General features: G+C 70.5%; 14 protein-coding genes. 4 read left to right on the top strand and 10 right to left on the bottom strand.

Annotated features, from left to right (window positions below; all coding sequences use genetic code 11):
* Positions 1–147 precede the first annotated feature (147 nt).
* The 3 genes from mgtA to phoU are packed head-to-tail and all read right to left on the bottom strand — an operon-like array spanning position 148 to position 4469.
* Positions 148–2772, bottom strand: a complete 2625-nt coding sequence (mgtA, locus tag A5709_RS06635) for a magnesium-translocating P-type ATPase (protein ID WP_068118946.1) — start codon at positions 2770–2772, stop codon at positions 148–150.
* A complete protein-coding gene (locus A5709_RS06640; RefSeq protein ID WP_067943040.1) occupies positions 2769–3767 on the bottom strand; it encodes a magnesium transporter CorA family protein in 999 nt (332 codons plus the stop codon). Before A5709_RS06640 ends, mgtA begins: the two co-directional genes overlap by 4 nt.
* Positions 3768–3803: 36 nt before the next feature.
* Positions 3804–4469, bottom strand: coding sequence for a phosphate signaling complex protein PhoU (gene phoU / locus A5709_RS06645; RefSeq protein WP_068118947.1), 666 nt, complete (start codon positions 4467–4469; stop codon positions 3804–3806).
* Positions 4470–4659: 190 nt separating this feature from the next.
* Here phoU and A5709_RS06650 point away from each other — a divergent pair, with 190 nt between their 5' ends.
* From A5709_RS06650 to A5709_RS06660, 3 genes are read left to right on the top strand one after another with little or no spacing between them, the layout of a single operon-like run.
* The gene (locus tag A5709_RS06650; protein WP_082973803.1) at positions 4660–9090 is read left to right on the top strand and encodes a cation-translocating P-type ATPase; all 4431 of its coding nucleotides are present in this window, start codon (positions 4660–4662) and stop codon (positions 9088–9090) included.
* A gap of 9 nt (positions 9091–9099) precedes the next feature.
* Positions 9100–9714: a DUF5994 family protein gene (locus tag A5709_RS06655; RefSeq protein ID WP_068118949.1), complete on the top strand. Its 615-nt coding sequence runs from the start codon at positions 9100–9102 to the stop codon at positions 9712–9714.
* A gap of 17 nt (positions 9715–9731) precedes the next feature.
* Positions 9732–12389 (top strand): cation-translocating P-type ATPase, encoded by a 2658-nt coding sequence (locus A5709_RS06660; protein WP_068118952.1) that lies wholly within the window; start codon positions 9732–9734, stop codon positions 12387–12389.
* On the opposite strand, the gene A5709_RS06665 is transcribed toward A5709_RS06660, so the two are convergent.
* On the bottom strand, positions 12358–13896 hold the full coding sequence (locus tag A5709_RS06665) for an FMN-binding glutamate synthase family protein (RefSeq protein WP_068118954.1): 1539 nt from the start codon (positions 13894–13896) through the stop codon (positions 12358–12360). The two genes, A5709_RS06660 and A5709_RS06665, sit on opposite strands and share 32 nt — an antisense overlap.
* The gene (locus A5709_RS06670; RefSeq protein WP_067943051.1) at positions 13893–14297 is read right to left on the bottom strand and encodes a CBS domain-containing protein; all 405 of its coding nucleotides are present in this window, start codon (positions 14295–14297) and stop codon (positions 13893–13895) included. Before A5709_RS06670 ends, A5709_RS06665 begins: the two co-directional genes overlap by 4 nt.
* Positions 14298–14428: 131 nt before the next feature.
* Between A5709_RS06670 and A5709_RS06675 the strand changes: the two genes are divergently transcribed.
* The gene (locus A5709_RS06675) at positions 14429–16774 is read left to right on the top strand and encodes a heavy metal translocating P-type ATPase (protein ID WP_369827268.1); all 2346 of its coding nucleotides are present in this window, start codon (positions 14429–14431) and stop codon (positions 16772–16774) included.
* On the opposite strand, the gene A5709_RS06680 is transcribed toward A5709_RS06675, so the two are convergent.
* The 5 genes from A5709_RS06680 to A5709_RS28365 all read right to left on the bottom strand — a co-directional run.
* A complete protein-coding gene (locus tag A5709_RS06680; protein ID WP_068118972.1) occupies positions 16763–17890 on the bottom strand; it encodes a PPE family protein in 1128 nt (375 codons plus the stop codon). The genes A5709_RS06675 and A5709_RS06680 overlap by 12 nt on opposite strands.
* A gap of 124 nt (positions 17891–18014) precedes the next feature.
* Complete coding sequence (locus A5709_RS06685; RefSeq protein ID WP_067943055.1) at positions 18015–19154, bottom strand: PPE family protein; 1140 nt, start codon at positions 19152–19154, stop codon at positions 18015–18017.
* 201 nt (positions 19155–19355) lie between these two features.
* Positions 19356–20162: an MBL fold metallo-hydrolase gene (locus A5709_RS06690; RefSeq protein WP_068118960.1), complete on the bottom strand. Its 807-nt coding sequence runs from the start codon at positions 20160–20162 to the stop codon at positions 19356–19358.
* A 51-nt stretch (positions 20163–20213) separates the two neighbouring features.
* The gene (locus A5709_RS06695) at positions 20214–20585 is read right to left on the bottom strand and encodes a hypothetical protein (protein ID WP_068007896.1); all 372 of its coding nucleotides are present in this window, start codon (positions 20583–20585) and stop codon (positions 20214–20216) included.
* A 66-nt stretch (positions 20586–20651) separates the two neighbouring features.
* On the bottom strand, positions 20652–21209 hold a 558-nt coding region (locus A5709_RS28365), incomplete at its 5' end, for an HNH endonuclease signature motif containing protein (RefSeq protein WP_197520092.1).

Raw genomic sequence — 21209 nt, forward strand, 5'->3', positions numbered from 1 at the left:
AACGCCGACCCAAGCCCCTTCAGCACGCTGAGCTGCAGTTGCCAGGAGACGGCTCCGGCGGGCAGCACGACCCTGACGGACAAGGTCGATCGGGGAATCCAGCAAGGCCTTTCGGATCTGCCGGCCGTCGCCGTCGAGCACTGACACTCACTTTCGCGTCCGCCGCTCGATGTAGTGGTAGCGCGCGGCCCGTCGGCGGATGCGATACGCACTTCCGCGCGTGCGGTGCGGCTGCGCGACGGCGTGCATCGGCTCGCTGTAGAACAGCAGCTTGCCCAGCTCCACCAGCACCAGGTAACAGACCACGAAGGTGCCCAGCGCGGCGAAGAACTGCCACGGCAGCGGCGTGAAGCCCAGGGTGCGCGCCAGCGGCGAAATCGTCAGCCCGGCGCCGACCGCCACCACGGTGAGGCTGGTGACGGCCAGCAGCGCGCTGGGCCGGCTGCGAAAGAACGGCACCATGCGCGTGCGAATGACGAAGATGATCAGCGTCTGCGTCGCAAGCGATTCCACGAACCAGCCGGTCCGGAACTCGATAGCACCGGCGTGCAGCACGCCCAGCATCAATCCGAACGTCAGGAAGTCGAACAGCGAACTGATCGGGCCGAAGATCAGCATGAAGCGGCGGATGAACGCGACGTTCCAATGCGACGGCGCGTGCAGCTGCGCCGCGTCGACCCGGTCGGTCGGGATCGCCAGCTGCGAGGTGTCGTAAAGCAGGTTGTTGAGCAGGATCTGGCTGGGCAGCATCGGCAGGAACGGCAACAGCGCCGACGCGGCCGCGGCGCTGAACATGTTCCCGAAATTGCTCGACGTGCCCATCAGCACGTACTTGATGGTGTTGGCGAAGATGCGGCGCCCCTCGGCCACACCGGTGGCCAGGACACTGAGGTCCTTCTCCAGCAGCACCACGTCGGCCGCGTCCTTGGCCACGTCGGTGGCGCTGTCGACGGAGATCCCCACGTCGGCGGCGTGCAGGGCGAGCGCGTCGTTGACGCCGTCGCCCAGGAAGCCGACCGATCGGCCCTCGCGCCGCAGCGCGGTGATCAGCCGCTCCTTCTGCTCGGGGGAGATGCGCGCGAAGATCGTGTTCTTCCGCGCGGTGCGGGTGAACGCGTGGTCATCCAAACCGTCGAGCTGTGCGCCGGTGACGGTGCCCTTCGACGCCAAACCCAGTTCGGCGCAGACCTTTTCGGCGACCCGGGGGTTGTCCCCGGTGGCGATCTTCAGCTCGATGCCCAGCTCGGCCAGTTCGGACAGTGATTGCCGCGCAGCGGATTTGGGCTCGTCGGCGAAGACCAGGAAGCCCACGAGCGACAGGTCGCACTCGTCCGCCCGGGTGAGCGTTGTCAGCGACGGCGCCGGTTTGGTGGCCACGGCCACCACCCGACGCCCGGCGCCGAACAAGCCCGCGAGGGTTTCTTCGGCCGCGGACGGGACCGCGCGGCACTGGGCCAGCACCTGCTCGGGCGCCCCCTTGACCACCAGCACCCGGCCTCCGTCGTCGTCGACCAGCGCCGACGTCGCCCGGCGTTCATGGTCGAACGGCAGCATCGCAACCCGTCGCGCGGTCCCGGGCACCAATTGGTGCGCCTGCGGCGACTCCCAAAGCGCGGCGTCGAGCGAATTGGCGCTGGCGCCACCGGTTTCCGGGTCCACATCGGTGGCCAGCAGTCCCAGCCGGCGGACCGGGTCGCTGTGCGCTCCGGCGGGATCGACCGAGTCCACCAGACGGATCCGGCCCTCGGTCAGGGTCCCGGTCTTGTCGGTGATCAGGATGTCGATGTCGCCGAGGTCTTCGATGCACACCAGCCGCTTCACGAGTACCTTCGCTTTGGCCAGTTGCCGTGATCCGGTCGCCAGGCCGGTGCTGACGACGGCGGGCAGCAGCTGCGGCGTGATCCCGACCGCGATCGCGAGCGAGAACAGCACGGAGTCGATGATGGGCTTGGCCAGCAGTAGGTTGCTGATCAAGATGATCACCATCAGCGCGACGGCGACCTGGAGCAGCAGGTAGGAAAACCGGCGCAACCCGACCTGGAAAGCGGTTTCGGGCTGGCGTTCGTCCAAACCCGCTGCGATTCGCCCGAATTCGGCGTTTTTCCCGGTGGCGTACACGACACCGGTGCCCTCGCCCGCACTGACGATTGTGCCCATGAAGGCCAGGTCGGTCGCGTCAGCCACGTCGGTTCCGGCAGGCACCGGTTCCGGTGACTTCTCCGATCCGGTCGATTCCCCGGTCAGGATGCTTTCGTTGCATTCCAGACCGTTGACGTCGATCAGCCGGACATCGGCCGGCACGGCCTCCCCCAGCGACAGCCGGATCACGTCGCCCGGGACGAGCGCGGTGACGGCGATCGCGACGAACTTCCCGTCGCGGCGCACCACGGCGTTGTGGTGGACGCTGGCATGCAGGTCGGCCGCGGCCCGCTCGGCGCGGTATTCGTTGATGAAGCCCAGGCCGATGCTGGCCGCCAGGATGATGCCGATGATGACGGCCTGCATGCTGTCGCCCAGGAAGTACGAGACCACCGCGGTGCCGGCCAGCAGGATGAGCACGGCGTTGCGCAGTTGACGGCCCAGTACCGCAAGGACATTGACGCGGTGGGTCCGCACCGCGTTCGGGCCGTAACGCGCCAGCCGGGCGGCGGCCTCCGTGCCGGACAACCCGGTCGCCGAGCTGTCCAGCCGGCGCAGCACCTCGTCGACGGGCGCGGCGGCGACCAGCGTCGCGTTCGGGGCCGCGGACTCGGTCAGCAGGTCAGCGGTCATAACCAGTCGCGCCGTTTGAACATCACGTAGATGACCACCATCAGGACGAAGATCAGGGTGGTGCTGGCCAGGAAGCCGGCGAGGTGGCCGAAGCCCGGGTAGGGCACGTTCTGGCCGTAAAAGCCCGTGATGGCGGTGGGAACGGCGATGATGGCCGCCCATCCGGTGAGCTTCTTCATGATGGTGTTGAGCCGGGCGTCTTGCAGCGACAGATTGGTTTCGAAAATCGTTGTGACCATGTCGCGCAACGACTCCGTCCATTCCGACACGCGGAGCACGTGGTCGTACAGGTCTGCATACAGCGGGTCCAATTCGGGGGCGGTGCCGACCTCGTGGCGGTGGTGCTGAATCGAATTGACGACCTCCCGCATCGGGAGCGCCACCCGCCGCAGGGCGACCAGGTCGCGTCTCATCTGAAACGTCCTGCGCTGAAAGCTCGCCTGCCGCGGCTTGCCGTCGAACAGCTCGTCTTCGATGTCTTCGATGCAGTCGTCCAGGGCTTCCACCGCCGCGAAGTGACTGTCCACCACGACGTCGAGCAACCCGTGCACCAGGGCGCCCACCCCGTACTGCTGGGCACCGATCTCGTCCCAGCGCCGGGTGACCGCGGCGATGTCGAAGTCGGGCGTCAGGCGCACGGTGATCAAACCGCGGGGAAGCACGAAGGCCGAGATCCGCTGCATGGACAGCATCCGCCGCGGCTCGTCGGTGGCTTCGTCCGTGACGTGCACGGCATAGACGGTGAAGAAGGTGTGGGTTTCGTATGCGGTGGCCTTGACCCGCTCGGCCGCCGCCACGGCGTCTTCGACGGCCCACCTGTTGAGGCCGAGTTCGTCTGCCAGCGCGCAGAACGCGTCGTGGTCCGGCTCGCACAAATCCACCCAGACCAGGGCGTCGGGCTCGCGGAGGTACTCGGAGATGTCATCGAAGGTGAACTCGTCCTGCGGCTTGCCGTGGCGCCACAGGCGTCCTTGGATGTTGGGCGCGACTTGCACGAGGCCATCCTCTCAGCCGAGCCCGCCCAGCGCCTCTCAGTAGGTCGAGATTTCGTCTTCCGCGGGCAGGTCGCCGCTGACCATGAAGACGACCCGGCGCCCGATTTCCACGGCGTGATCGGCGAAGCGCTCGTAGAAGCGGCCCAGCAGCGCCGCGTCCACGGCGACCGGAATATTGTCGGTCCAGTCCTTGTCCAGCAACAGGCTGAACAACTGCCGGTAGAGCTCGTCCATCGCGTCGTCTTGTTCGCGAAGCCGCGCGGCCTGCTCCGGGTCGCGGGAGATCAGCACCTGTTTTGCGCTGTCGCCCAAGGCGATTGCCACCTTGGCCATGTCGGCGAAACACGCGCGGACCTTGTCAGGAAGTACCCGATTCGGGTGTTCCCGCCGGGCGATCTTGGCGACGTGCACGGCCAGCGCGCCCATGCGCTCGAGGTCGGCGCTGAGCTGTACGGCGCTGAAGACTGCGCGTAACTCCCCGGCCACCGGTTGTTGCAGCGCCAGCAGCGCGAAGGCTTCCCGCTCCGCTCGCGCGCGCATCACCACCAAGCGGTCGTGCTCCCGGATGACCTGTTCGGCGGCGTCGAGGTCGGCCTCCAACAGGGCCTGGGTCGCCCGCCGCATGGCCTCGTTGGCCAGGCCACACATCTCGCTGAGCTGGACGGTCAACTCGGATAGCTGGTGGTGATAGGCAGTTCGCATAGCGCAACGGTGACGCAACGCGAGGCGATTTCACAAGGGACGAAAGCCACCCGAAAAGGGCCTCAACGACTCCTCCCCCGCGCGCCACCGCGGGTTAATCTGCCCCTACTACCATGCCGAGAACACTCGGACGATCCAGCTGAGCCGGGAGAGCACGGTGAGCACACGACGCGGGCTGCCCGGCCTGGGCATGCTGTTGGCGCCGTTGCGTGTCGCCGCGGTGGGTACCGAGATCGCGGCCGGCACCGCGCTGTTGGGCGGCAACGTCGCGATGAGCATGGGCAGGTCCCTGGTGCGCGCCACGCCGGACGTTCCGGCGCTGACCCGCGCGGCCGCGAGTGCGGTGCTGGAGGCGGCGGGCGGCCCGCCCGCGCGGCGCACCAGCAGCAACGGCGCGCGGCACTGGATCGAGGTGCGTGGGCTCGAGAGCGAACATGCCGCGGCGATCGCGGCCGATGTGTTGGCGGCCGTCCGCGCGACACCCGGCGTGCGGCAGGCCTATCTCAACCGCACCCTCGCGCGGGTGGTGGTCACGGTCACCGACGGCGGACCCTCGGCCTCGGCGCTGAGCCGCACCGTCGCCGGCGCCGAAGGACGGCGCGCCGGCAGGCACCTGCCGGCCAGCCTGCCGGGCGACGACGCGCTACTGATGGGCCGGATGGTCGCGGCCACGGCCGCCTCTGTGGGCCTTGGCCTTTCACTGACCGGCAGTCTGCTGCGGCTGCCCCGACTGCCCGACTTGGTGGCCGTGCCGCCGACGGTCGCCGACCACCTGCCGCGGCTGCGCAGGGAATTGGAGCGACGCCTCGGGCCCGATGGCACCGATGTGTTGTTCGGCATCGTCAACGCCACCACCGCCGCCTTGACGCTGTCGCCGACGGCGGCGGCCGCCGAGGCCGCCACCCGCACCATGCTGGCGGCCGAGGCGTGGAACGGCAGGCTGGCGTGGTCTCGGCACGAGCCGGGGTTGGCCGGCCCGGTGCCCGACGACGCGAGCGCGGCGCCGACCGCCAACCCGGCCCCGCCCGACGGGCCCGCGGAACGCTACGCCAACCGCATCGGCCTGGCGGGCCTCGGCGCCGCCGCGGCGGTCGGCCTGCTCACCCGCAACCCGGATGCGGCCGGCGCCGCCGCGCTGGCCGCCGTCCCCAAGCCGTTGCGCACCGTGCGGGAAGCGTTCGGTTGCACGATGAACCGGGGTCTCTCCACCCTTCACGACACGCTGGTGCTGCGCCCGCGCGTGTTGCGGACACTCGACCGGATCGACGCGATCATGGTCGACCCGCGCGCGCTGTACACCGACGAATTGACGGTCAGTCGCGTACTCGGAGTGGACAATTCGGCCCGCGCCCACGCCTGGGAGGCGGTTCGGGCCGCGCTCGAGCGGGACGGCCTCAAGCCTGGATGGCACCCGCTGGCCGACATACCCGGGGCAGGCAGCGTCGGCGAGGCGCTCATCAGCCCCGTCCGCGATCCGTTCGCCGCCGCGGTGCTGACCGAGGCGCGGCGGTCGCAGCCGCGCGTCTATTCCCTCGACGACGACGGATTGCGTTCCCTGGCACAGGGATTCGACCAGCTGTATCCGGCGGACGGGTCGATCGACCACGCGGTGGCGGCGGCCGTCGCGGAGCTGAAGGCCGCCGGAAACACCGTTGCGCTGTTGACCACCTCGGACATGGGGGCCGCGCACCGGTCCGACGTGACGATCGGCCTGCTGCGGCCCGGACACTCCCCGCCCTGGGCCGCCGACGTGATCGCGAAAGACCTCACCGGCGCGTGGCGGTTGTTGCACGCGCTGCCCGCCGCGCGCGCCGCCACCGACAACGCCGTCCGGTTGTCGGCGTCGGCTTCGGCGCTCGGCGCGCTGATGCTGATTCCCGGTGTGCCCGGGCGCAGTTCGGCATCGGTCAACGTCGGCATGGCCGCCAGCCTGTGGTTCGGGTACCGGGCGGCCGTGAAGACGCTGCGTGATCCGCTACCGGAGCCCGAAACCAGCCACGACTGGCACGCGCTGCCGGTTGCCGACGTGCAGCGGCTGCTGCCCCGCCCCACCGAGGAGGAGCGCGAGGAGACGGCCGCCTGGTGGCAGCAGGTGCCACCGGTCCGCGCGCTGCACGACGCGAGCGTGGCTTCGTGGGCACTCGTCCGCGATTTCGCCGACGAGATGCGCGGCGACCTGGCGGACCCCATCACCCCGCTGCTGGCCACCGGCGCGGCGGCCAGCGCGCTGCTCGGCTCACCGCTGGACGCGGTGCTGGTGGGCAGCGTGCTGTTGGTCAACGCCGCCTTGTCGGCCGAGCAGCAGCTACACGCCGAGAACACCCTGAATCGCCTACTCGCCGTGCAGGATCCGCCGGCGAGGCGGCGCGTGGGCCCGCTGGATGCGCACCGCCGCGAGAAGATTCCGACCAAGCGGCTGCGGCTGGGCGACATCATCGAGGTGCATGCCGACGAGGTGGTGCCCGCGGACGCCCGGCTGCTGCACGCCTCGAACGTGGAGGTCGACGAGTCGACGCTGACCGGCGAATCGCTGCCGGTGGCCAAACAGACCGATCCCACGCCGGGCGCCCCGCTGGCCGAACGGACCTGCATGCTCTACGCGGGCACCACGGTGGTCGCGGGGACGGCGGTGGCCGTGGTGACCGCGGTGGGGTCGCGGTCGGAGATGCGCCGGGCGCTGGCGATGGCCCCGCGGAAGATGCAGGAGATCGGGCTGCAGCGCCAGCTGCGGCACATCACCCGTCGGGCCCTGCCGTTCAGTGTGGCCGGCGGGACCCTGGTGGGGCTGCTGAGCGTGGCGCGGGGCACCGGGTTGCGCGAGGCGGTGTCCAGCGCGGTCACGCTGATCGTCGCCGCCATCCCCGAAGGCCTGCCGCTGGTGGCGACGCTGGCCCAGCTGGCCGCCGCGCGCCGGCTCACCGGCGAATCGGTGCTGATCCGCAACCCGCACTCGGTGGAGGCGCTGGCGCGGCTGAACGTGGTGTGCTTCGACAAGACCGGGACGCTGAGCGAGAACCGGCTGAAGGTCAAGGCGGTGCACCCGATGGCGGGCTACAGCCCGGGCGCGGTGCTCGATGCTGCGCTGAGCACCAGCTATGCCCGGCACACGCACCGCGTCGATCACGCCACCGACGACGCGATCCACCGCGGAGCCGACGATCCCGCCCTGCGCGGCGACGGCTCCGCGCCGCAACGACTGACCCGGGACGCGTTCCTGCCGTTCCAGTCCGGCCGCCCGTTCGCCGCCGCGCTCGTCGGCACCCGGCTGACCATCAAGGGCTCACCCGAGGTGCTCGCGACGGCGCTGCTGCACGACGACCACCCCTTGACCCAACAGGTCGACGAGATGGCGGCCCGCGGACTACGGGTGCTGGCGGTGGCCGAGCGGCAGCTCAGCGAAAGCGAAGCCGCCGCCGCGGCGAAGGATCCCGACCGCCTCGAGGCCCTGTGCGGCACCGGGCTCACCCCGATCGGCCTGCTGGGCCTCGCCGACACCCCGCGGGCCGCCGCCCCCGCGTTGCTGAAGGAACTCGGCGAGCGTGGCATCGGCATCCGGTTGATCACCGGTGATCATCCGGCGACCGCGGCCGTGATCGCACAGGAGCTGGGCATCGACGTCACCGCCGACCAGGTCATCACCGGCGGCGACTGGGAGGCGCTGTCCGCCGACGAGCGGGCCGCCGCGGCGGCGTCGCGGGTGGTCTTCGCGCGCATGACGCCGGAAAACAAGATCGACGTGGTGCAGACCCTCGAGCGGGCCGGGGTGGTGACGGCGATGGTCGGCGACGGTGTCAACGACGCCGCCGCGATCCGGGCGGCCAGCGTGGGCATCGGCGTGGCCGCGCGGGGCAGCGACGCGGCCCGCACCGCGGCCGACGTGGTGCTGCTCGACGAACGGATCGAGGCCCTGCTCGACGCGCTCGACGAGGGCGAGCAGCTGTGGCGGCGCGTGCAGTCGGCGGTGTCGATGCTGTTGGGCGGCAACCTCGGCGAGGTGTGCTTCGCCCTGATCACCACCGTCCTGACCGGGCGTTCGGTGCTCAACGCCCGCCAGATGCTGTTGGTCAACATGCTGACCGATGCGCTGCCCGCCGCCGCCCTGGCCGTCAGCCCCCAGACGGGGACCGCCGACGTCGACCGCGACGAGGCGGCGATGTGGCGGGCGATCGGAATCCGCGGGGCCGCGACCACCATCGGCGCCACGGCCGGCTGGGCGATGGCCAGCGTGACCGGCCCGCCGCGCCGCGCGGCGACGGTCGCGCTGGTCGCGTTGGTCGGTGCGCAACTCACCCAGACGCTCGTCGATTCGCGCGCCCCGCTGGTGGTGTTGACGTCGGTCGGCTCGCTGGGCGCGCTCGCGGTGGTGGTCAGCACGCCGGGGCTCAGCCAGCTGTTCGGCTGCACACCGCTGGACCCGTTGGCCTGGGGTCAGGGCCTGCTCGCGGCGGCGGCGGCCAGTTCCCTGTCCGCGGCCGCACCCGATCTGCTGCTGCGCGCGTCGCAGGGCGTGCAGCGGCGGTGGCTCGGCGGCGAGCCCGCGACCGAACCCGAAAGGGCACAAAGTCCCACCACTGCGGTGCCGGAGACCCTGCCGGGTGCCGACCGCGCCGACCACGATTGAGGCGTGCACATGCAAAATCGCTTACAGCTCAAGCCCTATCGGTCCGTATCGGAGCACATCGACGGTGCCTGGTGGCCGCGAACGACGAACCTGGTCGACGAGCTGCCGGAGCTGCTGACCGCGGTGTCCGAGCGCCTGGGCCCGGTCGTGATGGTGGGCTACCGCCGCAACGGCTGGAAGGAGACCCCCGCGCTGGAGCAGATCGGCGGCCACACGGTCGAACTGCTGGCCTTCACCAGCGACGAGCCGTCCAGCATCATCCTGATCGGGGAGAACGGCCACCACCTCACACTGCACGTCATCCGCCCGGATGCCGGCGACGAGGTGGCCCGTGAAGCGCTGGAGCAGGCGCGGGTGCCCGCCGACGACGGCGTGCCGTCGCGCAGCCGGTCGACCGTGGCGCGATCCGTGGCCGACGTCGCCGAGAAGCTGGCCCGCCACGAGGGGCTTGGCGACGAGCAACGGACCGCGCAGATCAGGCGCTGGTCCGAAGAGGCCGCCGAGCAGTTCGTCGACGCGCCCGTCCAGACCTTCGTGCCGATCCTCGTCGAACACATCGTTCGCAACCGCATGATGGAGTCCCGCAGAGAAGCCCCGTCGGTGCTGCCGGCGAGCCACCCCTGAGCGGTTGAGCGCGTTCGGTGGACGCCGCGCTGATCGACCCTGACCCCGCGCTCCTCGACGCCACCGCCGTCGTCGAAAAGCTGAGCACCGACGCCGAATTCGGGCTGACCACCGCGGAAGCCGCCCGCCGGCTCGCCGCCGTTGGCGCGAACGACATCGCGAGCGTTCCGCCGCCCCCGGCCTACCGAAGGCTGCTGGCGCAGTTTCGCAGCCCCCTGATCTACCTGTTGCTCGCCGCGCTGGTCGCCTCCCTCGCGGTCTGGGTCGTCGAGGGGGGCGACGGCTGGCCCGTCGACGCCGTGGTGATCGCCGTGATCGTCGTCCTGAACGCGATCCTCGGCTACGCGCAGGAGACGCGCGCGGAGCGCGCGGTCCTCGCGTTGGCGCGGATGGCGGCGACCTCGGCGACCGTCCTCCGCGACGGCGCGCGCAGCACCGTTCCCGCGAGCGAGGTGGTGCCCGGCGACGTGCTGCTGCTCGCCGAGGGTGACGCCGTGGCGGCCGACGCCCGGCTGCTCTCGGCCACGGGGCTGGAGGTGTCGGAGGCCGCGCTGACGGGCCTGAGCGAACCGGTGCTCAAGGATGCCCGGACGCTGGCCGGGCCGTCGGCGCTCGGGGACAGAGCGGACATGGTGTTCAAGGGCACCGCGGTCAGCACCGGTGCCGGGCGAGCGGTGGTGACCGCCACGGGGATGGCGACCCAGACCGGACAGATCGCCGGCCTGGTGCGCATCGCCGACCATGAGCCCACCCCGTTGCAGCGTGAGGTCGCCCGGGCCAGCCGGCTGCTGGGGATCGCGGTGCTGGTGATCGCCGTCGTCGTGGTCGCGACCATCCTCCTGGTTTTCGGCATTCACAGCGCCCACGACGTGGTGACGGCAGCGCTGCTGGGTGTATCGCTGGCCGTGGCGGCCGTACCGGAAGGCCTGCCCGCCATCATGTCGGTCGTCCTCGCGCTGGGAATGCGGCGGATGGCCGGCCAGAACGCCGTCGTCAAGGAGCTGTCGTCCGCCGAGACCCTGGGGTCGGCGTCGGTGGTGTGCTCGGGCAAGACCGGCACGCTCACAGCCGGGGAACTGACGATCGTGCGGGTCGTCACCCCCGTTGGCGAAGTGAGGGTCACCGGCGCCGGCTATCGGCCCGAGGGCCGCCTCGAACGTGGCGGGGCGGCGCTGGACGAGGGCGACAACCTGTGGCGCCAGGCGGCGCTGGTGCTCGACGGGGGCGCCGCGGCCGCCAACGCCACCCTCGACGCGGACGACGGTCGGTGGACGGTCCGGGGTGATCCCGTCGAGGGGGCCTTCCTGGTGGCCCGCGGGAAGCTCGGCGACGGGCCGCGCCCGACCCCGGCCGGCGCGACGACCGGCGACCCCGACGAGGTGCTCGGCCGTTGCACGCACCTGCGGGCCGGCGACCGGCTGGCTCCGCTCGACGACTCGGCACGAGCCACAATCCGCAGCGATGCCGAGCGGCTCAGGCTCGACGCCCTGCACGCCGTGGCGGTGGCCCACCGGTCGAACGGGGACCTGGTGTACCTGGGCATGGTGGGGATCACCGATCCGCCGCGACCGGAGGCGGCGGCGGCGATCGCCGAAGCCCGCCGCGCCGGGGTCAGGGTCGTGATGATCACCGGCGACCATCCCCAGGCCGCGGCGCGCATCGCCCGCCAGCTGGGTATCGAAGGCGGCGAGTCGGCGGTGTCCGGCGCTCAACTCGCCGCCCTGAACGACCAGGAGCTGCGGGACACGGTGCGCCTGCACTCGCAGTTCACCCAGGTCAGTCCGGCGGACAAGCAGCGCATCATCGACGCGTTGCAAGCCGAGCATGAGATCGTCGCGGTGACCGGGGAGGGGATCAACGACGCGCCCGCGCTGAAATCGGCCGACATCGGCATCGCCATGGGCCGCAGCGGCACCGAGGTCGCGAGGGAAGCGGCGAACATGATCCTCGCCGACGACAACTTCGCGACCATCGTCCAGGCCATTCGGGAGGGCCGGGGCATCTTCTCGAACATCAAGAAGACGCTGCGCTACCTGCTGTCATCCAACATGGGGGAAATCTTCACCGTCTTCTTCGGCGTGGTGCTGGCCGGCGCGATCGGACTGACGCAGGGGCATACCGTCGCACTCCCGCTGTTGGCCACGCAGATTCTCTGGATCAACCTGCTGACCGACGGCGCACCGGCCCTGGCGCTGGGTGTGGACCCGCATACCGAAGACGTGATGAGCCGGCCGCCACGCGCGGCGTCGGATCGGGTCATCGACGCCCGGATGTGGAACAACATCATCGTGATCGGCGCGGCCGTCGCGGCCGCCACCCTCGTCACGATTCACCTGTACGCGCCCGGCGGACCCCTGCCGTCGTCCCTGGACACCGCGCGCACCGCGGGCTTCACGGTGTTGGTGATCGCCCAGCTGATCAACACCATCAACGCCCGTTCGGAAACCCGGACCGCGTTCCGCCGGTTTTTCGCCAACGGGTGGTTGTGGGCGGCGATCGGGTTATCGGCGCTGCTGCAGGTGGCGGTTGTTCAGCTGCCGGTCCTCAACACGGCCTTCACCACCACGCCGCTGTCGGTGAGCCAGTGGCTGGTGTGCGTGGCCATGGCCAGCACGGTCTTGTGGGTGAGCGAGATCCGCAAGTTCATCCTGCGCCGCCGGACAGCACGGCCGTGATCGCTTCGACGTCCGCCGGGCTCGGCAATCCCCAGCCGGGCTGGTAGCCCAACAGTTCGTTGACCTGCACCGTCTTCATGTCGACGTCGAGCAGCTCGATGGCGTCCAGCGGCACCAGCGCCGGATGGACGTAGCCGCAGGTGCGGGCAAGCTGCAGCAATTCGAAGCGCAGGGTGGCGAGATAGTTGGCGCAGCGCACCGACTTCAGCAACGGGTCGAGGCCGTGCTGCAGCCACGGTGACTGGGTGGCGACGCCCGAGGGGCACCGGCCGGTGTGGCAGCGCTGGGCCTGGATGCAGCCGATCGAGAACATGGCGGTTCGGCCGACGTTGATCAAGTCGCAGCCGGTGCCCAGCGCCAGCAGCGCGTTCTCCGGGATGCCCAGCTTGCCCGACCCGATGAACACCACGTCGTGGTGCAGCCCGTGCTCGGCGAAGGCCCGGTAGACCCGGGGCTGCGCCCACTTGAACGGCAGGGCGACGTGGTCGCTGAAGACCAGCGGGGCGGCGCCGGTGCCGCCCTCTCCGCCGTCGACGGTCACGAAGTCGACGCCCGTCCCGGTGCGGGCCATGCGCGCGGCCAGGTCACACCAGAACCGTTCCTCCCCGACCGCCGACTTGATGCCGACCGGCAGGCCCGTCTCGGCGGCGATGGTCTCCACCAGCTCCAACAGCCCGTCGACGTTACGGAACGCGGAATGGCCGGCGGGGCTCCTGCAGTCCACCCCGACCGGAACGCCGCGGATGGCGGCGATCTCCGGGGTGACCTTGGCTCCCGGCAGCACGCCGCCCAGGCCGGGCTTGGCGCCCTGGCTGAGCTTGATCTCGATGGCGCGGATGGAGGGCGTGGCCGCCACCCGGTCGATCAGCCGCGGCAGGCTGAAGCGGCCGTCGTCGTCGCGGCAACCGAAGTAGCCGGTGCCGATCTGCCAGACCAGGTCGCCGCCATTGAGGTGATAGGGCGACACCCCGCCCTCGCCGGTGGTGTGCAGGGCGCCGGCGAGGCCCGCGCCCTTGTTCAGGGCGGTGATGGCCGCGCCGCCGAGCGCGCCGAAGCTCATCCCCGAGATGTTGACCACGGACGACGGGCGGAAGGCCTTGGCGCGGCCCCGCGCGCCGCCGAGCACCTTGGCCGCCGGCAACGGCACCGTCGGGTCGGGATGCTCGGGTTCGCCCGCCGGCGCCGCGACGGGGAACGCCGCGTGCTTGATGATCGGATAGTTGTGCACCCGCTCCAGGTCGTTGTCGGTGCCGAAGCCGAAGTACCGGTTGGCCAGCTTCGACGACGTGTACACCCAGCGACGCTGGTCGCGGCTGAACGGCCGCTCCGCGTCGTTGTCGGTGACGATGTACTGGCGCATTTCCGGGCCGACCGCTTCCAGCAGGAAACGCAGGTGCCCGATGATCGGATAGTTGCGCAGGATGGTGTGGCGGTGCTGCAGCAGGTCCCACCCCGTCAGCCCGGCCAGGCCGCCGCCGACCAGCGCGGCCACCACCCGGGATTTCAAGAATCGAAATCCGTGTAGACGCCCAGCAGGTCGCGGGCCGAGACGATGCCGGCCAGCGCGCCGTCGCGCTCCACGAGCACGTGGCGGATGTAGCGGTCCATCATCCGGGCGGCGACCTGGTCGACCGAGGCTTCGGCGTCACACCACACCAGTTTCGTGCTGGCCACGTCGGAGGCCGCGGCGGTGGCGAGGTTCCGGCCGGCGGCCACCGCCCGCACGATGTCGCGCTCGCTCACCAGCGCGACCGGCCGTTCCTCGTCGCCGATCACGATGGCTCCCACGTCGCAGGTCACCATGGCCCTGGCGGCGTCGGCGATCGTGGCGTCGGCGGGGACGCGGGCCACGGGGTCACCGGTGATGGTGGAGATCGGGATGGACCCCGGCGTAGATATTTCAGTCACGCCTCTAATGCTCGCCAGACGGCGGCCGGCCTTCTAGTGACCTGAGTCCTCAATCCGCGTCCATCCGGCCCTAGCCCGCGTCGGACTGCGCGACCAAGCTGGCACGCATGGACGCTGCACGCGACGGGTGGATGCGCCGCGCGCGCTGGGTCGAGCCGGTGCTTGCCGCGGTGACCTTGGTTGCGTTGGCGGCCGGGGGCATCGCCTGGCTGGCGGGGGCGCCGCGGGTCGCCGACGGCTGCTGGATCGCGGGCACGGTGCTGGCGGTGGTCCCCGCGGTGGCGTGGGTGCTGGCCGCGTTGCGCCGGGGCCGGCTCGGGGTTGATCTCATCGCGGTGCTGTCGCTGGTCGGCACGCTGCTGGTCGGCGAGTACCTGGCCGGGGCGTTGATCGCGGTGATGCTGGCCGGCGGGCGGGCGTTGGACGCGGCGGCCGAGCGTCGCGCATCCCACGACTTGCGGGCGCTGCTGGAACGCGCGCCGCGGTTCGCCCGCCGCCGCGTCGGGTCGGTGGTCGACGTCATCGCGCTGCAGGACGTGGCGGTCGGCGATCTGCTGGTGGTCGGCCCCGGCGAGGTGGTGCCCGTCGACGGGCGCATCTGCGGTGCGGTCGCGGTGCTCGACGAATCGGTGCTGACCGGCGAACCGCTGCAGGTCGAGCGCGGCGTGGGCGAACCGGTGCGCAGCGGGGTTGTCAACGCGGGCAGCGCCTTTGAGATGAACGCCACCGCCACCGCCGCCGACAGCACGTATGCCCAGATCGTCCGCCTGGCCGGGGAGGCCGGGGCGGAGAACGCGCCGGTGGTACGGCTGGCCGACCGGTACGCGGCGTGGTTCCTGCCACTGACGCTGTTGGTGTCCGGTGCGGCCTGGCTCGCCAGCGGGTCACCGGTGCGGGCGGTGGCGGTGCTGGTGGTGGCGACGCCGTGCCCGCTGTTGCTCGCGGCACCGGTCGCCATCGTGTCGGGGCTGTCGCGGGCGTCGCGGCGCGGGGTGGTGATCCGCAACGGCGGCGCTCTGGAAAACCTCGGCCACGCAACGACTTTGGTGATGGACAAGACCGGCACCCTGACCATGGGGCGTCCCGCCGTCATCGACGTCGCGGCCGCGCCCGGGCGCGATGCGCTCGAGATCCTGCGGGTGGCCGCCTCGGTGGATCAGATGTCCCCGCACGTGCTGGCCGAGGCGATCGTCACGGCGGCGCGCGCTCGCGGTCTGCCACTGTCGTTGCCCTCCGAGGTGGTCGAGGAGCCGGGCCGCGGCGTCACCGCCACCCTGGACGGCCGGCGGGTCCACGTCGGCAAACTCTCGCACGACACCGCGAACGCGGCATGGGCCCGCGCGGTGGTCAATCGCGCGCTACTGGACGGCGCCGCGATCGCCTGGGTCTGCGTCGACGGGCGGCCGACGGGCGCGGTGTTGCTGCGCGACCCACTGCGTCGTCATGCACCACGAACACTGCGCCGGCTACGCGAAGCCGGGCTGAACCGATTGGTCATGCTGACCGGAGACCGAACCGAACCCGCCCGCGAGGTCGCCGCCGTGCTGGGTTTGGACGAGGTGTACGCGGAACAAACCCCGGCCGACAAGGTGGCCGCCGTGCGCGCCGAAAAGGACCGCGCGGTCACCGTGATGGTCGGCGACGGGGTCAACGACGCGCCCGCGTTGGCCGCGGCCACGGTCGGCGTGGCAATGGGCGCGCGCGGTGCCACCGCCTCCTCGGAGGCCGCCGGCATCGTGTTGACCACCGATCGGCTGGAGCGGCTCGCCGACGCGATGGACATCGCCCGCTGGTCGCGGCGCATCGCCGTGCAGAGCGCGGTCGTCGGCATGGTCCTGTCGCTGGTCGCGATGGCCGTCGCCGCCGTCGGGTGGCTCCCGCCGGCCGTCGGAGCGCTGGTGCAGGAGGGCATCGACGTCGCCGTGATCCTCAACGCGCTGCGGGCCCTGCGCGGCAACCCGGACATCGAGGTCGACCTCCCCGCGTCGACCGAGCAGCTGTTGCGGCGCTTCGACGCCGAACACGACGAGCTGCGCGACGCCGTGGATCTGTTGCGCGACGCCGCCGACCAGTTGGCCGCCGCGCCAGACGGGTCGGCGCTGGAGGCGATCAGCCGCGCCCACGCCGTGCTCACCGAGCGGATCATCCCGCACGAGCAAGCCGAGGAGACGCAGCTCTATCCCGCGCTGGCCCATCCGCTGGGCACCAGCGAGGCGACCGCCCCCATGAGCCGCACCCACGCGGAGATCCAGCGACTCGCCGACCGGATCGGCGCCCACGTGGCCTTGGCCCAGAGCAGCGGGGCCATCGGTCCCGACCAGCTCGACGACCTGCTCGCCTGCCTATACGGGTTGCACGCCCTGCTGCGCCTGCATTTCCTGCAGGAGGAGGAAAGCTATTTCACCCTGGCCGAGGACGAACCCGGCCCCCGGCAGGCGGATGGCCGGAACACCTTGGCGCACAAGCTATCCCGCTGACGGCGGTCGCTTCATGACGGTGCCGGGAAGCTCCGCGCCGATTTCGATGTCCTCGTAGTCTCGCCCGTCGCCCCCACGGCCGCCCTTGCCGCCCAGCGGCGGTCGCATCGGCGCCACCGGAAGCGCGGGGGGCGGCGCTTCCCCCGGCGCCAGCGCGGACACCGCCGAGGCGAGCTGCACCGGCGGCTGGGCGCCGGGCAGCATCCCCACCGTCGCGGGCGGCATGCTCAACTTGCCGACCAACACGGAAACGCCCAGCGCGCCCCGAGGCGCCAGCGCCCCGGAACCAAGGGCGTTCACCAGGCTTGCATCCGCCGACGCCAGGGCTGCCCCACCCTCCGCCAGGCCCTGTCCGATGTCGGCGCTGACACCTGAAAGCGCCTGCGCCGCATTGAGCTGCGCCAGGTAACTGAGCAGGTTGACGGGGAACCCGCCGGCGATGAACTGCCAGCCCCAGATGCTGGTGTACCCGAACCAACCCTTATTGGGGTCGAAGGGGGTGACGCCGAGCGCGTCGATGATCGACCCGGTATTCGTCGAAGCCAGCGTGTTGGCGGCGGGCACCAGCGAGGCCTGGGTGGAGACGCCCGAGGGGTTGGCGACGTTCGGCGGCGACGAGAGCGGAGCGAGCTTGACGGCGTTCAGCGAGGTCGCGCCGTAGCGATACATCGCCGCCGAGTTGTTGACCCACATGGCGTTGTACTCGGCTTCCGTCTCGGCGATGGCCGGAGCGTTGATGCCGAAGAAGTTGGTGGCCAGCAACATCGCCAACCGTGCCCGGTTGGCCGCGACGACGGACGGATGCACCACCGTCCAGTGCGTCAATTCGAATGCGGCCGTGACGGTTTCGACCGACGCTGCGATTTCCTGGCATTGCGCCGCGGTGGTCCGCAACCAGGCCAGGTAGGGCTCGAACGCCTGGACCATCGCCACCGACGACGGACCCTGCCAGGTACCCGCCAGCGACGCCAGCTCCGCGGTATAGCTGCTTGCGGCCGCCTCCAGTTCGGCGCTGAGCTCCTGCCATGCACCGGCCGCTTCGATCATCGACCAGGCGCCGGGTCCGGAGTGGATCAGCGCCGAAGTGACCTCGGGCGGCAGCAGCCCGAAATCAATCATGTCTCGTCCAACGCAATAGAGCGCGCGGCACCACTTTGCTTGCGCAACAATGGTTTTGGGCCGCGATTAACCTATCCGGCGGCGAGGTTCGTCTTCCGGAGTGGTGAGGCGTCATCGGCCCTCATCCCCCGCTGGGCGGTCGGTGAATCACCTTCTTCGGAAGTTCCGCCCCGTATTCAAGGTCCTCGAACTTCTGTTGCTTGCGCTTGCGCCAGCCGCTGCCCGCCGAGTTGGTGGCCGGCGCCATCATGGGCATCAGCGGCATGCCGGTGAGCCCGGCGTCGGCCGGCAATGGCGACACCGACGACGCGAGTTGCACCGGCGTCTGCGTCGCCGGCAGTAGCCCCACCACCGCGGGCGGCGCGGTCAGCTTGCCCAGCGAAACCCCGACCCCCATCGCCCCCGCGGCCGCTCCCCCGGGCGCGGCCTGCAACGCGCTGGCCAGCCTGGTCACCGACGACGCCAGCGCGCCCTCGCCCTCGGAAAGCCCCAAACCGATATCGCTGCCCACGCCCTGCAGCGCCTGCGCCGAGGTGTTCTGCGCCAGGTAGCTGAGCAGGTTGATCGGGAACCCGGACGAGATGAACTGGTTGCCCCAGGTGCTCCAGTAGCTGAACCAACCGGCGTTGGGGTCGAACGGGGTGACGCCGAGCGAGTCGATGATGTTGCCCGTGCTGGAGGCCGAGCTGAGCAAGGAAGCATTGGACACCGCGGCGTTTTGGTTGACCGTGCCCGTCGGATTCGAGATGGCGAGCGGCGAATTGAATTGCGACAGCGACGTCGTCGCTTGTGACGACGCCGCCTGGTAGCGCGCCATCGCCGCGGAATTGTTCGCCCACATGGTCTGGTATTCGTCCTGCGTCGCGGCGATAGCCGCGGTGTTCTGCCCGAACCCGTTGGTGGCCAGCAACTGCGCCAACCGCGTCCGGTTGGCGGCGACGACGGAGGGGTGGACCACCGCCGAGCGGACGGCGGTGAACGCGACCGCGGCGGACTCCGCCGAGGTGGCCATTTGCTGGGCCTGCTGCGCGGTGGTGCGCAGCCAGATCAGATACGGCTGTACGGCCTGCAGCATCGCCATCGAGGATGGGCCGTCCCACGAATCGATCAACGACGACAACGCGGACGCATACACCGCGACCGAGTTTTCCAACTCGACGCCCAGGTTCTGCCACGCGCCAGCGGCCTCGATCAGCGAACCCGCCCCGGGACCGGAATGGATCAGCGTCGAGGTGACCTCGGGTGGCGCGAATAAGTCCATCACATCTCACCTTGTCTACGCCGGATACGCAGCCGGAAACTTTCGATTACCAAGTTGCAAAGAGCCCGGAAACAATACGCATTCACCCCCCAAGGTGCCGCAAGCATCCTTTCCGTCGAGTTCCGGACGGTGAGAACGATATACCGGCGACCTTAGGGTAGCCAAAGTCTTTAACGGGGTTCGGCGCCGCTAACGGGTGCCCTAGACGGTGACCGACCCGCCGCGCGGCACCTCGATGATTCGGTCGGCCATGTCGCGGCGCTGCATCTCCCGCGTGAAGTCGGCCAGCGGCGAAGCGAAGACGCCGTAGTCGTCGAAGTGCACCGGAATGGCCTTCGGCAGGGCGAGCATCGCCACCAATCCCGCGCCCTGGCGGCCGTCCATGGTCACGGTCAGCCCGAACGGAAGCCGCGGGCCGGCCGGAAGCCGGGTCCCGCCGAGGTGCAGCAGGCCGACGTCGATGGAATCGAACCGCGCCGGGATCTCTTTCAGGTCCTCGACGAGCAGGGTGTCGCCGGAGATGTAGACCCGGCGCCGCAGTGGTCCGTCGTCGGCGGCGAAGTCCAGCATGGTGCCCATCACCGACGGCAGCAGCCGCTGGGTCCACCCCGGGCCGTGCCGGCCCGGCAGCGACGTCATGGTGACCGTGGTGCCGCCCTTGGTGATCTTGTGCTGTTCCCACGTGGAGAGCCCACTCGCGTTCGCGAAGCCACGGTGATGCAGCCGTTTGGCGGCGTGCGGGGTGGTGATGACGGGGAGGTCGTGGTCGAGGCCCTTCTGCGACACGCGGTCCCAGTGGTCGCCGTGCATGTGGGAGAGCACGACCGCGTCGACCGGCGGTAGTTCGTCGATGCGCAACGCCGGTTCCCTGAGTCGCTTGGATACCAGCCCGTGACCGAGGTAGGCGTGTTGCCCCTGGTGCAGGAAGTTCGGATCGGTCAGCAGCGTCAGCCCGCCCGCCGCGATCAAGGTGGTCGCGTTGCCCACGAACGTCACGGTGATGTCCATAGCCGCGGGCTACCCGATCGCGGGCTGCTCACGCGTCCGGGACGGTGTCGGCTACAGGCCGGGCAGGCAGATGGGTGCTCCGTAGCAAGGCGGCGGACCCAGCGGCCGGCGGGGCGCGTCGCCCTCCCAGACGAACTGGCCAACGTTGCCCATCCCGCCGACGGGGACCCAGTACCAGTGGTGGCAGACGCCCATATCCCATCGGACATCGGGCATCGGCAACGGCTGCCCCGGGCACCAATCGTGCGGGACGGTGAAGTTGTCCAGCGGCAGCGGGCCGATGACTTGCGGCGCGATACCGCGCTCCGCCTGGGCCGTGCCCGCGGCCAGGCCCAGACCGGCCAGCCCCAGACCGGCCACCGCCACGCCGCCGGACAGCAGCGCCCCGGTAATGACCTTCCTGACCTTGTGAATATGCCTCATTGCCTCGCGCCTTTCCTCGACTACGCGAGCAGCAGACACCGACCGGTTCGCTACCGATCCCACAAATCAGAAGGGCGGCGGGTCGTCGTCGCCAATAGCGTCGCGCGGCTGGTGCTGCGCGGTGTCGCTTGCTCGGCGTGCCAGGCGAGCGGTGCGGTTGTTGCGGCGTTCGGTGGCCACCCGGTGGGTGCGGTCCTGGGCGCGGGTGCGTCGCCGGGTGGGCATCATCGCGGTGCGCTCGCCGCAATACTCCGCGGGTGGGTCGGCTTCGGCGGTCGCGATCGCGCCGGTGGCGCGGCACAGGCTGGGGAACAGCAGGGCGCTGCCCGGGGTGGTGACGTAGGTGCGCCCGGCCGGGGAGGTCAGGATCAGCGTGGCGTCGGGCAATTGCTTCTCCTGCCAGCCCCAGAAGGTTTTCACCAAATGGTGTGTGCGGCAATAACATTTGAGATTCGAGGCGTGGGTGGGCCCGCCAGCGCTGTAGGGGATGGTGTGGTCGATGTCGCAGGCCACCGCCGGGCAATCGCAACCCGGCCAGCGGCACGTGAGATCGCGGCAGCGCACGAAATCGGCCAACGCCTGCGACGGCACATAACCCGGCTCGGGCGGCGCATCGCCGGGATG

The organism is Mycobacterium sp. E1386 (genome assembly GCF_001672745.1).
Taxonomy (GTDB): domain Bacteria; phylum Actinomycetota; class Actinomycetes; order Mycobacteriales; family Mycobacteriaceae; genus Mycobacterium.